21 protein-coding genes and 1 pseudogene are annotated in these 13,639 nt (G+C 42.1%); 6 read left to right on the top strand and 16 right to left on the bottom strand.

Translation table 11 applies throughout. From position 1 onward, the window contains the following. Positions 1 to 3 precede the first annotated feature (3 nt). The 15 genes from A4S05_RS00670 to A4S05_RS00740 all read right to left on the bottom strand — a co-directional run bounded on the left by A4S05_RS00670 (position 4) and on the right by A4S05_RS00740 (position 9,337). Positions 4 to 387, bottom strand: coding sequence for a hypothetical protein (locus A4S05_RS00670; protein WP_069067915.1), 384 nt, complete (start codon positions 385 to 387; stop codon positions 4 to 6). Positions 388 to 582: 195 nt separating this feature from the next. After that, complete coding sequence (locus A4S05_RS00675) at positions 583 to 822, bottom strand: hypothetical protein (protein WP_069067916.1); 240 nt, start codon at positions 820 to 822, stop codon at positions 583 to 585. A 9-nt stretch (positions 823 to 831) separates the two neighbouring features. Then, on the bottom strand, positions 832 to 1,044 hold the full coding sequence (locus A4S05_RS00680) for a hypothetical protein (RefSeq protein WP_069067917.1): 213 nt from the start codon (positions 1,042 to 1,044) through the stop codon (positions 832 to 834). A gap of 14 nt (positions 1,045 to 1,058) precedes the next feature. After that, positions 1,059 to 1,403 carry a hypothetical protein gene (locus A4S05_RS00685; protein WP_069067918.1) on the bottom strand — a complete coding sequence of 115 codons (345 nt, stop codon included), beginning with the start codon at positions 1,401 to 1,403 and terminating at the stop codon, positions 1,059 to 1,061. After that, a complete protein-coding gene (locus A4S05_RS00690) occupies positions 1,400 to 1,597 on the bottom strand; it encodes a hypothetical protein (RefSeq protein ID WP_069067919.1) in 198 nt (65 codons plus the stop codon). The genes A4S05_RS00685 and A4S05_RS00690 overlap by 4 nt, the downstream gene beginning before the upstream one ends. 113 nt (positions 1,598 to 1,710) lie before the next feature. Further along, on the bottom strand, positions 1,711 to 1,980 hold the full coding sequence (locus A4S05_RS00695; RefSeq protein ID WP_069067920.1) for a hypothetical protein: 270 nt from the start codon (positions 1,978 to 1,980) through the stop codon (positions 1,711 to 1,713). A 71-nt stretch (positions 1,981 to 2,051) separates the two neighbouring features. After that, positions 2,052 to 2,609: a WGR domain-containing protein gene (locus A4S05_RS00700; protein ID WP_069067921.1), complete on the bottom strand. Its 558-nt coding sequence runs from the start codon at positions 2,607 to 2,609 to the stop codon at positions 2,052 to 2,054. 185 nt (positions 2,610 to 2,794) lie between these two features. Then, a complete protein-coding gene (locus A4S05_RS00705) occupies positions 2,795 to 4,417 on the bottom strand; it encodes an AAA family ATPase (protein WP_069067922.1) in 1,623 nt (540 codons plus the stop codon). A 90-nt stretch (positions 4,418 to 4,507) separates the two neighbouring features. Further along, complete coding sequence (locus A4S05_RS00710) at positions 4,508 to 4,714, bottom strand: DUF2997 domain-containing protein (protein ID WP_069067923.1); 207 nt, start codon at positions 4,712 to 4,714, stop codon at positions 4,508 to 4,510. Positions 4,715 to 4,717: 3 nt separating this feature from the next. Next, complete coding sequence (locus A4S05_RS00715) at positions 4,718 to 5,167, bottom strand: DUF1257 domain-containing protein (RefSeq protein WP_069067924.1); 450 nt, start codon at positions 5,165 to 5,167, stop codon at positions 4,718 to 4,720. A gap of 108 nt (positions 5,168 to 5,275) precedes the next feature. Further along, positions 5,276 to 6,349, bottom strand: a complete 1,074-nt coding sequence (locus A4S05_RS00720; RefSeq protein WP_069067925.1) for a hypothetical protein — start codon at positions 6,347 to 6,349, stop codon at positions 5,276 to 5,278. A gap of 168 nt (positions 6,350 to 6,517) precedes the next feature. Next, positions 6,518 to 6,877, bottom strand: coding sequence for a hypothetical protein (locus A4S05_RS00725; RefSeq protein WP_370684379.1), 360 nt, complete (start codon positions 6,875 to 6,877; stop codon positions 6,518 to 6,520). Positions 6,878 to 6,926: 49 nt separating this feature from the next. Then, positions 6,927 to 7,199 (bottom strand): hypothetical protein, encoded by a 273-nt coding sequence (locus A4S05_RS00730; RefSeq protein ID WP_069067926.1) that lies wholly within the window; start codon positions 7,197 to 7,199, stop codon positions 6,927 to 6,929. A gap of 239 nt (positions 7,200 to 7,438) precedes the next feature. Further along, positions 7,439 to 8,539 (bottom strand): DUF5895 domain-containing protein, encoded by a 1,101-nt coding sequence (locus tag A4S05_RS00735; protein WP_069067927.1) that lies wholly within the window; start codon positions 8,537 to 8,539, stop codon positions 7,439 to 7,441. Continuing rightward, positions 8,540 to 9,337 carry a hypothetical protein gene (locus tag A4S05_RS00740; RefSeq protein WP_069067928.1) on the bottom strand — a complete coding sequence of 266 codons (798 nt, stop codon included), beginning with the start codon at positions 9,335 to 9,337 and terminating at the stop codon, positions 8,540 to 8,542. Positions 9,338 to 9,758: 421 nt separating this feature from the next. Between A4S05_RS00740 and A4S05_RS42865 the strand changes: the two genes are divergently transcribed. The 6 genes from A4S05_RS42865 (at position 9,759) to A4S05_RS00770 (ending at position 13,056) form a co-directional block, all read left to right on the top strand. After that, entirely contained in the window at positions 9,759 to 10,136 is a 378-nt protein-coding gene (locus tag A4S05_RS42865) for a hypothetical protein (RefSeq protein WP_256090766.1), read from the top strand. 84 nt (positions 10,137 to 10,220) lie between these two features. Further along, positions 10,221 to 11,042 carry a BRO-N domain-containing protein gene (locus tag A4S05_RS42500; RefSeq protein ID WP_069067929.1) on the top strand — a complete coding sequence of 274 codons (822 nt, stop codon included), beginning with the start codon at positions 10,221 to 10,223 and terminating at the stop codon, positions 11,040 to 11,042. An 88-nt stretch (positions 11,043 to 11,130) separates the two neighbouring features. Beyond that, the gene (locus tag A4S05_RS00755) at positions 11,131 to 11,655 is read left to right on the top strand and encodes a hypothetical protein (protein ID WP_069067930.1); all 525 of its coding nucleotides are present in this window, start codon (positions 11,131 to 11,133) and stop codon (positions 11,653 to 11,655) included. Between the two features lie 2 nt (positions 11,656 to 11,657). After that, complete coding sequence (locus A4S05_RS00760; RefSeq protein WP_069067931.1) at positions 11,658 to 11,954, top strand: VVA0879 family protein; 297 nt, start codon at positions 11,658 to 11,660, stop codon at positions 11,952 to 11,954. Between the two features lie 10 nt (positions 11,955 to 11,964). Next, positions 11,965 to 12,423: a hypothetical protein gene (locus A4S05_RS00765; protein ID WP_141699615.1), complete on the top strand. Its 459-nt coding sequence runs from the start codon at positions 11,965 to 11,967 to the stop codon at positions 12,421 to 12,423. A 30-nt stretch (positions 12,424 to 12,453) separates the two neighbouring features. Continuing rightward, the gene (locus A4S05_RS00770) at positions 12,454 to 13,056 is read left to right on the top strand and encodes an MT-A70 family methyltransferase (RefSeq protein WP_084226923.1); all 603 of its coding nucleotides are present in this window, start codon (positions 12,454 to 12,456) and stop codon (positions 13,054 to 13,056) included. Positions 13,057 to 13,116: 60 nt separating this feature from the next. Here A4S05_RS00770 and A4S05_RS42870 read toward each other — a convergent pair. After that, positions 13,117 to 13,639, bottom strand: a pseudogene (locus A4S05_RS42870) (cytosolic protein); the annotation flags it as partial.

The raw sequence follows: 13,639 nt of genomic DNA on the forward strand, positions 1-13,639 counted from the left end.
TAACTAAGTTAGTTTCTTGGCGCTGGGAAACTTCTCGTGATCCGAGCAAGTATCACCCTCTACCCCACTAGGATGTATTGCACAAACCAGTTTTACTCTCCCATATTCAATACCATGAAAATTCCGGCATCCTTTGCAAGCCTTTGGTTTCGCTTTGAGTCTTTCGTCTAAAGTTCTGTCGATTTGTTCTTCAATTTGAGTTTTCAACAGACGATCTAGAGCTATTGTTTGCAATCCAACTCCCCCTAGCATCAGGGACAAGCCAGAAATCCAACTTTTTGCACCCTCTCCCGCAATCGCTCCTTTAACACCGATAATGATGCCGATCGCCATTGCCGTTGCTCCTGATGCTGCGACAAAAACATTCAAATATTTAAGCTTTGACATTGGTTTTTCTCTCTATTGTCGAACAAAATAAAATTCTGTACAACAGACCGATTTGACTTATTCTTTATATGAAAATCATCGGCATTTCAGAGGTTCCTGCTTGCATAACAAAGCCCTAAAGTCGTAACTCGTTCTGATTCAGGTTTTGGTTTTGACTCTATCACAAGTTCATGGCTGCCTAAACCAATCGCATCTTTAATTTCTTGCTCCTTGACCTAATTCTCCTTGTTGATTAAATTGCTCCACCTGATCAATTGCATCCACTATTTCCTCTAAAACATTAAAAGCATCGTTTAACACCACACTAGTCGAGGTAGAAAAATGCTCTGACGATTGAATTTTACGATAATCTCGACTACTCCCTACAAGCCGTAACGTATATTGACAACCTTGCAAGATAGCCCGAATTTCTGAAGTAGTTAATTTGATTTCCATTGGTGTGTTCTAACTTTGAAAAACTGAATCGATTTCGCCGTTATCAATAGCGTTTTTGGCATGGCGAACAGCTTGCGTATGATTGTCAAAAGTTTGAGTTGAAGGAGATGCCCAGGTTGTTTTCAAAAAATTCTGCTTTCCAACATGAACATCCACAGCACCATCTGATAACTCAGTTGTCTCAATTTTGTAGCCGCCATGTTTGGTTTTGTACTCTTTCATTGCCGTTAACTAACCTAAAATTTATCTCGTTGAATACTAAAACTTGCTCCGATTAGAGAACTGCCCAAGAAAGTAGAAAAACTTACTAGCATTGCACCCAGGCAGATATTTTTCTGTTGCTCCCAACCAGAGATGATTATATTGGGGTCAGCATTTGTTTCAATAATCTCCAGCCCCCAGCAAGCCATTGCTCCGACTCCTGAAAACCCAGTTAAGAGCAGAGAGACAATTGCAGTTGTTTCTATGGTGTGGTCAATCAAAATCCTGGGGTTAAATCTTTTTCGAGTCCGGCGTAGAAGTAATTTCGGTTTACTGTTTAAAGGCATAGACGATTGTTGAAGTATTTTTTGAGTTCTCATTCGGCTTCATCTAACTCCACAAAAAAACCTGCACCAGTATTTGTCACTTTCACCAGCTTTCGATTGACCAAGGTTTGAATCACACTAAGACTAAAATTTATGGTGCATAACCGAGCGCTGCCACCGCAACGACGGAGGTACTGAAGACATAATTGGGAATGGTCTTTTGGGACTGGATTAGCTTTTTTAGGCATGATGTCTTTCCTGTTGTGGTTTGTAGGAAGCAAAGCGATGGCAGAAAAAAATAGCCAAGCAGTATTAATGCTTGACTAAAGTATTTTTGAATTTAAAACGTGAATTTTAGTTATTAGAAATTATCAAGATCATCAAATTGATTTGTTGCAGAGTGCTTGTACATTTTGGCTTTATTCATTTGATGGGTAGAAGCTTTAATTACTGGGATTGCAGCTTCCTTAACTGAATCCTTTGCTTGTTGAAATAGAAATTGTGTCGTCCCTTGTGCATCTTCTTCTGCTGGGTCAATTTGTCCCCATAAGGAGCAACTTAACTCTAAAGATTCGTAGTCGCCTAAATTGAACTTACGTGTGTAAGTTACAGCAATAGTCTTGATTTCCATAATTTACCCAAACAATATTTCAAAATAAAGTGTAGCTATTTGGCATCTCTTACAAAGTGACGCTTCTCAAATTACAAATGTCGCCAGAAGTTCTTACTGATAGTCTTGAGACTGACTACCTTGGGTTCTGCTGTCGCTTCAGGGGCATGACCAACAGCCACCGCAACAGCAATTGGTGCAGGAGTTGCTAGCAGAGAATTGAGTAATTCTCGCTGATGATCCACATCAGCAAGAGTTCGGTATATTGTGTAGGGATCAATTTGCATCCCCAACGGCGTGGGTACGATTTTTAAGTATTGATTAAGAAGTTGAATGTAATGCTGATCAAAATTCCGATGAATCACATAAGATCGTATTGCATTAAGCAATCCAATAGCTCTCTCAATTTCGTAAACATCACAGGTATCTATTTCTGGCTGACTTTCGCGGTAGCCTTTACCTTTTTTCTCGGCTACCAGATTGTTAAATTTACTAACTGCTCTTTGATGATTAGCTAATGTGTGGACTTTAGTCTGTGCTTGATAACCGACTCTGCCCCACTGCACTGTTAAATTACCATCTTCGACTTTGGCCGCCCAGAATTTATTGCTGTTCTGGATAGCATCAACAAAGACTAAATAGATTTCCATATTTTTACCCTGTCAACTCACGACTTGACGGGCATTGCCCCATCTGAGATAGATATACTGAACGCGATCGCTACGAACCTAAAAGAGCGATCACCCCCATAGAATCAGGAGACAATCGCCCTCAAGAAGGGGAAGGGGGAAAGAGGGTTTTCTTTATTCCTTTGCCCTTTCCCCAAGATTATTTCTCAGTTCATATTCCGAAACTTAGCAGCACGCAAAGATTGAGTTTTCGCTGCAACCACAGGACTACTAGCCCGTCGTGCGGTAGCCGCCCAGGACTGCATTCGCTCGACTGCCTGAGCATCCTGAATCGCAAGCGGGGTAATGGTTTGACGGCAGATTTCCAGATCAGCAAGCGTTACCTGCTGCGGTCGTCCTTCGTCAAATGCCAACAGCGCAGCTTCAGATGCAAGGGTTTCCAATTCAGCGCCGGAGAATTTCGCACTGTTGGCTGCAACTGCTTCGAGATATTCGGATTCCAGGTGAATGCCAAAGCGTTGTAGATGAATCCCCAGAATCTGGACTCGCTCTGGTTCTGTGGGAAGATCAACAAAGAAAGCCTCATCAAACCTACCTTTGCGCTTAAACTCACTTGGTAGTGCTGATGGATCATTGCAAGTAGCTACAATAAATACCCCAGCAGTACACTCACTCATGAACGTAAGCAAAGTTCCAAGAATCCTTTGACTAACGCCAGTTGTATCGCCAATACCAGAAAGCGCCTTTTCCACCTCATCAATAAACAAGACACAAGGTGCGATCGCCTCGGCAGTTTTCAAAGCACGTCTGACATTCCCCTCAGACTCACCTACCAGACTGCCCAAAAGGGACGCAATATCGAGTTGCAGAAGTGGTAGATTGAGTATGCTAGCGATGTTTTTGGCACAGTGGGATTTCCCAGTACCTGGAGGCCCTGCCAGTAGCACACCTTTTGGTTGGGGTAAGCTAAGACTTCGCGCCTCTTGTGTGAATAGTCGCCGCCGCCTCATCAGCCACTCACGCAGTAGATCCAAACCGCCAAAAGGAATGGTAGCTGGTTTACCCAACTCGATACCCATTTGAGAGAGTAGCCGAGTTTTGTACTCGACAGCTTTGGGGATAAAATCAGCGTCAACGACGACACCATCATTAGTTAAGTTTTCTTTGACTGTTAACCGAAGGAAATCACTAATTTCTTCTAAAGTTAAACCCAGCGCTGCACGAGAAAGAGTTTCAAATTCAGCATTTTCAAGCGTAACAGTGAAAGTCAATTCCTGTTCAATAGCTGACTGTTGTAAGTCATGCAAATAAGAAGTGATATGCTCAAGTATTTGGTCAATACTAGGTAAAGGGACTTCACAATAAGGAATCAATCTGAGTAAGGATTCGTGTAATTGTATGTTCTGACCCAACAAGACAATGCGTTTATCTGTGGGTTTTAACCTGTGGTAAAGGTTTTTTACCTTGCTTAAAATCTCCCAACTCAATTGGGGTGAGTTCTTAGCAATAAAGGGGTGAATATCTCCGAGGATAAATACACCATTCCCACTAAAGTTAGCAATGTAGTCGAATACAAATAGTAGTGGATCAGCGTGTGGTGGTTTTTTGTACTCTGCAACGGGCTTAAACACCAATCCCCCATCTGCTGCGATTAAACATTGTTCTAAGGTTGATACTCCCAGATTCCAGAAGAAAACTGGACATGAGAGCTTATTGTTAGCTTCAGCAGTCAACCACTGAATAATCGTCGCTTCATCAGGAGACAGAACATCAAGTGCTGCGATGGGAATTTGTGAATCGAGCGTGGAGAGAAGATTTGAGAGTTTCATGTCAATTATTCAAATATTTCACTTATGAAATGGCGAAGCCTTTATGATCAGCAGTTACCAGCCGAGTTAAGACTGGTAACTGATGACTGATTATTGACGCAAACGTGTTTGGCTGCTTAGGGTAGTCCGAAGTTGTTGGGTTTGGGCTTCGTCCTTAAACGTGCGATCGCCCACAACTCCAAGTGCTTCTTCAAATGGTTGCGTAGCCGATAAACAACTCACTCCCTCGAACCCCTCCGCCTCCACGCGAACTTCACCTGTAGCGCTGTCAAAATGAATCAGTATTGAACGTTCCATAATTTATCTCCGTGCAAATTGTTTAACTTCTTGATGTCCGGCAAAAGTTAGGCGTAGAGTTTGCACAGTGCCGTTGGTTGTTTCAGCGATCGCACATTCCCCAAATTGCTCTTGTAACTCGGCAGCTTTAGCGCGAACCATCCGTTGTCCATAAGCCAGCATTAGTTTATTGCTGAAAAAGTCTTTGCCCAGCTTCGGAACTGTTTCAAAACTGTCGTGTATTACGTCGTACACGCCGCTTGACTGATTCCACTTGAATCCGATGTCTGCACGGGCTTTTATGGTGCGACCAGATACGATAATTTCAGCGCTTTGTCCTTGAGAGCCACTGTAGTATCCTTTTAGTGGCTGCGCTTCTTCATGAACTTGCGGTGATAGTTTTAGATCCGTGAGTGCAAAAATAAGACATTCACGGTTAGCAAGTTTAGTTTTAACTGTTGAGAAATGCGACATGAGAATTTTGTCCCTATAGTAAAAGTGCGGTATTCTTTTTGAGGTGTATATCCATTTTTCGTTTAAGGTACTTAGTCTTGGGCGAATGCACCCGCCCAAGACTGTTTTTTACCGGAACTTAAACGACATCACGGTAGCTTTCGATAAGCCCACGTCGTCAGTCGCAAGTGATTGTAGATTGCGCTGTTCGTCTAACAACTTGATGCGGATCTCTTGCATTTTTTGCTGCAATTGACTGCGCGTATCAGAACCGAGATTCTTGGACTCAATCGCTGGATCGTTAACGATAGAATCTAAGTGCGCCATCATCGCCTCCAAGCTACTGCCTGCCTCCGGGTCAGCATTCGCTAGTAGTACCTGAACCTTCATAAGATGGCGTTGCATCTTCTTTTTAAACTGCACCGGCTTACGTCCTGGCTCCCAATCAGCCAACTCTTCAAGCAACTGCGCGGCGAGTTGTTCACCACCAGCGATCGCTGATTCCCGTAGCTTTTGCTCCAGATTTTGGTCATACTGTTGTATGAACTTGGTAATCTGGTCAAGACATTCGGCTTGTTGCTGGTTCAGTTGTTCGGATAATGCCGGGATAATTACCGGACGACCAATAACGACTTGCAAATAGTCTTCAAGATCGATCAGAGTCGGAAATGCTCTTAGCAAGTTAGCTTTTACAGATTCTTGCTTATCGTGTGCTAATTCCCAAGTGTTAAGCGAGAGGAACTGATCAATTCGCTCTTGATAATCAACCAACCCAGCTTCATAATCAGCTTTTAACTGATTACGCAATCCAGGGGCGATATTATCTCTGATGTTGATTAATTGATTCCAAACAAGTGGAGCCAAATCAATCGGACAAACCCAATCGCCAGTATCAGCAGACATCCACTCTTGAACTGAAGCAATCTCTTGCCTCAATTGGGCAGCAGCTTCATCCAATTTCTTAAATACCTTGATACCCCGCAAACCAACTTCGGAATTAGTAACTTTAACAAGGTCTGATTCAATTTCAGAAACTTCAGCTTGTAGTACATCTGCCCATTTAGGAGCAGCCGATTTTGTACTTTTTTTCAACTGAATACGGAAGCGAATACGGGTTTTATTTAATTGTGAGAAATTGTGGCGCTCGACTACTGCATCAGTTAGGAAATTTGTAGCGATAGGGTTGTCGATTGCTTGTACCATAATTGTTGACCTCAATCATTATTTTTCACTTTCGATTAAGCGAAGCTTTCTTTGTGGTGATTTCTCAAGAGAGCGAATGTCTGTAGTAGCTCTATAGATTACTTTTGTAGAGCTTTTTTGCAGGCGAATATGTCTTTTAATGACTGGTGGTTTATGTATGGACATGGCTTAAAATAGCTGAAGTTGCTGTGAATTATCCTGTACCGCAGGCTTCTCATAGACCATACCTTCGACTTCATAACAGCGAGTCATGAGTTTGTTTCGATTTAATCGAAAGCTGGCTTTTTTTCTTTGATTTGGCAGAGGTAGAAACAAATACTGTGGATGTTGGATAGTACCTGCATCGCCTAAGTATCGACAATGTGTACCGTTGATTTGGTAAACTTTTGATGAGCTTAACAGTGTCGCGTCGTAGACTTTAATCAAATTTAATTCCATCTGAGTAGCAGTGAAGTGTGCCATAATTTGTTGTGGAATCGATTTTTCTCTACAGTCAGATTTAATCAGTCTGACTGTAGAGTTTTTCACGCATAATTCGTTATCTTTCCGTTAATTATTGATTGATATTGACAGAAGATTACAGATAGAAATGCTCGAAAATCAGATTTAATTTTTCCTTTGATTCATCTGATAAGGCGTTAAAATCAAACTCTTCAGAGTCCCAAACTTCATCAAGACTTGTTGACTCATCGATAATGTTTGCAATCAAACAAGATTCATCGCCGTAGTTCCAACCATTTGCTAGAAGCCACGGCAGAACTCCCTCAGATTGCAATAGTTTCTCAATGTCGAATGAGTCAGAAAACTGCTGTAAGTTTTCGATAGTGGGGTGAACGATTGTAATAGTCATGGGGTATTTTAAATGATTGAAATACGTACAGCCCAATCAAAAGATGGGGAAAGTGGAAAGGGATTCATGAATTAAATTATCCTTAGAAAAGCAAGGTTTTTACCTTTTCCCCTGTCCCTTCTTTATTAGCTGTAGAAAAGACTTGAGAACTGATCAAATATGCTTCCCTACTTGAAGGTAAATAGGGAAGCATAAAGATGAACGCAATTGCTGTAATCACCTCAACAAGTATTTGGCTATTAAGAAGGCACATCCTCCCAGTAACCAACTTCATCGTCATAATTTGCTTGCATAGACTGCAATTTGTTGACGAAGTTAGCAAATTCTTCGTTAGTTAGTGACTGCCTTCCTTTTTTACCATAGTTCTCTATGAGAAACTGTTTGCCCTTTTCCTCACCCCAACCTAAAGCTTCAATCAATCGTTGTGACTCCATCATCAATTGATTGCGATCTAGTGCATGAGACGTATGCTTTGGTAAGTTATTGTTAGGCAATCCTTTTTTCCACCAATCGCTGATAGAATTATGCACAAGGGCAATTTCTTGAGCTATTGGTTTCTTGCCAATACAATAACTTTCCCAGTTGAGCGCAGTTGGCTTTTCGTATCCACTACATACACAGGCATTGGAAGTTTGCCCCCCTTTCTCACGTTTCTCTGTTTTCAATATGGGACAAAATACCCACATCGAATGCCAAAGTAAATTCTTCGGTTGGTGATGTTTGCCTTGAAAACTTGCATAAGCTTGTTCGCAGGTTTCACGGAATGCCATTAGTTGTTGATCAAACGACACTTGAAACACTCCCCAAGCAGTTATTTGTACTGGTGCGATATGAAGAGGTTGATTTTGGGTATCGACGAAAATCACCATATACCGCCTACCGAATTTGTAGGCGTTTTTGTCCAAACCATCACTGCTACGCCAAACTCCAATCACCTTTCTATCGTTTCCGTATAGCAAAGGCGATCGCCCAATCACAAGTATTCGTGGTTGTCTATAGAGAGCGCCAGGAATGCCTATCTTTTCATCATTTTCGTCCAACTTGTTAGTAAGAACTTTATACTCTTTCCCACCTTCTAGTTCTTTATTTTCGTACCATCCTGCTAATTGTTGATTTTCGTAAGCAATCCAAATGCCTGCGGGTGAAGGAATACTTTTGGCTGCTGGGGTCTTTTCGTAGGCTTTGTGTTCAGCAGAATCAAAGTCAAAAGCTGTCATAGTAGCTGCTTGCCTTTCTTTAATGTTAGTTTTCACAAAAACTAAGCGAAGCTCTAATTCTCGGTGGCGAATGGCACTGATTTTAAAATAGTGGTGGAAGAGAATTCTCTTCCACCATTTCAATTACGCCGCTACTAACTCCTGACAAACCTGCGGCAGTTCAATCGGAGTCGTCCCTCTACGCAGTGCTTCTACAGCCTCTTTCGCACTCCAATATCGTACTCCATCCCCACACCGCCAATAGTAAGTCTTGGGGTCGTTTTCCCAGACTTCATCAGCATTTCTGACCTTGAAGACAATTCCCAAGAATTCACCATCTAGATATACGTTGTGAGCCGTCTGGAGGTCAGTGCGTCCTACATAGGTTAGTCGATAGCCGTCTACTGGTTCGCACAAGTCTTCTGCACGAGTCCCGCGATACGAACAATTACCGCACCCATGACCTTCGCAGTCTGGACAGATGGCAGCAGGCATATTCCACTTCGGCAGTGTAAAATCCCATTCAGCCGGTGGGGTTAATATTCGAGCCTTGTGAGAGATATAACAACCAGCATGACCGATTACTTTATCAGAATGGTATTGGACGCTCAACGATAACCAGTCACAATCACCTAACAAGCCAATTTTCTCAGAAGCTTGTTTTAATTCCTCATCTTCCTGGTGATTGCGCTCTACTGGAGCAGAAAGACTCGCTTTTACCTCTGCAACAGCCCGTTTGAAGGATTGTTTGTGGTAACGAGCATAGCCGTGGATCATTTTTACCCACACAATATCATCACTGTTGATCCAGATAGTTACTACATCTTCGGGCTTGCACTCTTTTGAGTAGTCCGACTGATTGACGATGGTTGCAATGATTTGGCGATCGCGTGTGGTCAACGGATCTTTTGTTGGCGCAGGGGCTGAAGTTTGTGTAATCATTAGAAATTGCCTCTTGTTTGGGGTAAAAAGGCGATCGCGAGTTTTCCAGGCCAGCGATCGCCTTTTGTTTTGCGTAAACAACGTTGTGGTTTACCGCAACGCTCTCAAAAAGATTTGGCGTAGCCTCATATTTCTGAATTTCAGTTATTTTCTAGCAAGAATTCACAGCACAAGGCTCTAGAGAAGGTATTGAGCAGCTGCCCTAATTGCAGTATGGGTGGATTTATTGAGTGATCTTGAGTATCTCCCCCAGCCGACTTTACCTGGCGTACCTTGTGCTATACGACGGGAGGTTCTTGTTTCTCAAATCTATGTTTTATGTTGATCAAATCTGTGACTGGTTAGACTTGCGAACCCTTTTTGCGTTTGGGTGCAGGCAGTTCGCTTTCCTTTGCCCTATGTTTATTACAATATCGTCAATATGCCAGTATGTCAACATACTGGCATATTGACTTGTTGGTATATTGAAGGTAAGATTGTGAATATAGAAAAATACAGCAATATGTTGGTACATCAATATGCTGCCGATCGGAATATGCTTGAGAAGTCTAGGCGTATTCCGATACAAAGAATGGTTAAATACATTGATTTGTCAAAGTTTTGGACTGAGGAGAGTGATTTGTCCATTGAGACTGCACATGAGAAAACGGGACTTAACAGAAGAACCTTATCATCTGCAAAAAAAGGTTTACTCGATAGGTGTCAAATCGACACACTATTTAAACTCAAAGATTTAGCATCGGATTTAGCTGGCAGAGAAGTCAGCTTCGATGAAATCTTCAAGGACGATCAAGCCTAACTCATCCATAAAACTTAAAAGCGATCACCCCCCGCCAAGAGTGCGATCGCTTGACTAAGCCACAGCCATAGCAGAGGAATAGCCATGTCTAACCTATCAGTTTTTTCGTTTGAAGAGAAAGAAGTTCGTTTTGTTGGCATAGCAGAGAAACCAGAATGGGTCGCTGCTGATGTATGCACTTGTTTGCAATTGAGCGATACAAGTAAAGCATTAGAGACTCTGGAGCCAGATGAAAAGGGTACGAAGAATGTTCGTACCCCTGGTGGAGAGCAAGAAATGCTTACTGTTACCGAACCTGGACTATACCGCCTCATCTTTAAGTCCCGTAAACCAGTTGCAAAACGTTTCCAGCGCTGGGTATTTCACGAAGTCCTTCCAGCTATTCGTAAAACAGGTAGTTATTCACTTCACCCATCCCAACCTCCCACACTTGCCCTTCCCCCAGCCGAACAGCGCTTAAAAACTTTGGTAGAAGCAATGAAGACCCTGGCTGAGATAACAGGTGGCAGACTCAACCCCTACATGGAGCAACAGATAAATGATTACGCCGCCAACCTCTTAGCTGACCACAACAGACAGTCTCTAATCGGCACAGAAGAGAAGTGGTTAGGTGTGGTCAATTTTGCAGAAAGCGAATTGGGCAAGAAAGTTCCCCTTAAAGGCTCCCACTATCGCGGACACTTGGGGACATGGGTGAGAACATTCTACCCACATCTGGGCGATCGCCAAGAAACGCGATTGGTTAATGGGGTTCAACAGCCCATCTATGTCTACGCTTGTCACGATCCGGCTGTTGCGGCTGGGTTGACCAAAGCTATAGAAGAATTTTTCGCTCATCCCAGTCCTGGAGCAGCGTTAAGGCAGGCGGGGGCTTTCGCTAGTAAGAAAGCTGTAGTTACTGCTTGATGGTCATTGGTCAAGCACAGCGATCGGCCAGTAATCAAGAATTAAGACTTTTACAACAAAGGCAAATTCTACCTTGAGGGGAAAGGATATGGAACTTGGAATTTTTCAAAAAGACGCACTCATTGAAAAACTAGCTAAGAAATTCTACGCGATCCAAGGCTATGTAGTCCGCGAAAGCTACCGGATGCAATCAGCTACACATCCAGCAGAAAGAGCGTGTGTGGCTATGGCTATTTTCGCAATCGAAGAATTTGAATCCATCAAAGATGAATGTTCAGATGAGGAGGTGGAGGAAGACTCTTCAGAAACAGACAGCACAAAAAAAGTAATTACTTGGTTTGGTGAGTTTTGGAAATTTGGCGATAGAGAACAAATCAAAGAAAGAGTACAAGATTATATTATTAGCCTAAATTACCTAACTGAGACTGAATCAGATAAGTTAGGCGAGTGGACTTGGGAAGATTTTTCTAGTTTTAAAAGAATCACTAAAAAATATCCTATGCCGGAAGTAGCTGAAGCCCAAGTTGATTGGAAAAAAGTAGGAGCTTTTATTCATGAATTATTTGGGGTAAGTTTCCATGAAGACGAAGAATTAGAAGATGAGGAGGATTAAATATGAATAAAGAACAGTGGCTAACTCTTGGAGAAACACTATTTGGACAAGACAAGATGCAATGGAAGTTTAAGTGTCCATGTTGCGGTCACATTGCTTCTGTCCAAGATTACAAAAAAGCTGGCGCTCCATCTTCTGCCGCAGGATTTTCTTGTGTAGGACGATGGATGCCAGTTTGTAAAGATGCTTTCGATGATAAGGATAAGCGCAAGATTCCTTGTAATTATGCTAGCGGCGGATTAATTAACCTTAATCCCGTTGATGTTGATGGAATTAAAGTTTTTGAATTTGGGGTTTGAGGCAGGAGATATGGAAGTCGTAGTCACAGTAGTTGAAAAAGTTGCATCTGTTGCCCATATTAATATCCCCGATAGCCTATCAGTTGATGGAATCAGGCAACACATTGTTGGCTACTACAACAGTGGAGAAATGCAAGCATATTTGAATATTTACCAAGTAGATTTTGAATCTATTAGCGCTCACATTGGTTCAAAAACCAATATTACTTGGCATCAAGGAGATACTTCTTGTGCAACCCGTCAGTATTACTTTTGTAAACTTGGAAGATTTACTTTGACTCTGTTAACTGATACAGAGCAAAACTTAACTCGTACAGAAGTTTACTTTGGGCATCACAAGCAACTTATTTATACGTCAGAAAAAGAGATATCCATTGATTTGGCAACAGTCGAACTCCAAAATTTCTTAAGTGGATTAGCTGTTGAACTTCAGACTTTAAGCCAAATTGAATTTCCAGAACAAGTTTGAAATTAACGTTCAAAATAACAGGAATTAAACATGAGACTAACTAGATTAGAAGGTCAATACCAGTGCATCGTGATTGACCCTCCTTGGTTCTATCGGCTGAGGAATCAGGATAAGACTCACCGGAACCGGATTAACTACAAGCCAATGCACATAGAAGAAATACTGTCATTGCCTGTTCCAGATTTAAGCGATCGTAGAGGGTCAGTTCTCTGGCTTTGGTACACAAATAATCACATGGTAGAAGCCGCACACTGCTTAGAAACATGGGGTTTCAGCTTGAAAACGATTCTAACCTGGGAAAAAGTTACTAAAGCTGGTACAACCCATCTGGGAACTGGTCACTGGCTACGTAACGCAACTGAACATTGTGCTTTAGCTGTACGAGGTAATGTCAGGGCTTTTGCTGGACGGACACTCACAAACCAGTCAAGCATTTTACACTCACCCCGTCGTGAGCATTCACGTAAGCCCGAACAGTTTTTTGAACTTGTAGAAAAGCTGTGTCCTGATATGACCAAGCTGGAGATGTTCGCACGTTCGTCTAGAGTTGGCTGGGATTGTTGGGGTGATCAGGCGGATCTGTTTGATCAGCTTAATGCAGAAATTGATAACGATACTTCATTGAGTGCTTAATTAACGCTAATTTCGGCACTCAAAACTTGCTGAACCTTGAAAATCAAATATCAAACAATTCTAATTTTCTGACGGTGTGTCATCTGCTGTCTGATAAATAGAACGCAATTCATCCACAGTATCTGCTGTTTCTATTGCTGACAAGATTGATTCTAGCAATCTGAAATCTTCAAGAAGCTCAATTTCAGGCAATAAGTTTTGTCCAGGTGTTCCAAATTTGAGTTTTAATCCCAAAGCTATGCCTTTTAATAAAGATTCTATTCGAGCAATTCTCTCAAAACTAGTAACGTACTGCATACGCAGTTGTGCCTCCAATTGTTCGACTTCTCTTTTAAACTCTAGTTCTAAATCCAATGGTAACGTTAGCATCCAATCAATAAAAGCCAAAAGGTTAACAACAGCCTCGCGTTCAAACCCTTGCTCATACAACCGACGTACTAAATTCAGTTTTGATTGTTTCCTTTGCGACCTATTACTGCGGGTTTGCACTGCTGCCAAATGAGCCATTACCACTGTAGCAAAGGGGTTACGACTGGCTTCTAGCTCCGACAACCTTTGTTTATAGTCTAGCAGCTTGATTACA

It is taken from the genome of Nostoc sp. KVJ20, assembly GCF_001712795.1.
In the GTDB taxonomy this organism is placed as follows: domain Bacteria; phylum Cyanobacteriota; class Cyanobacteriia; order Cyanobacteriales; family Nostocaceae; genus Nostoc.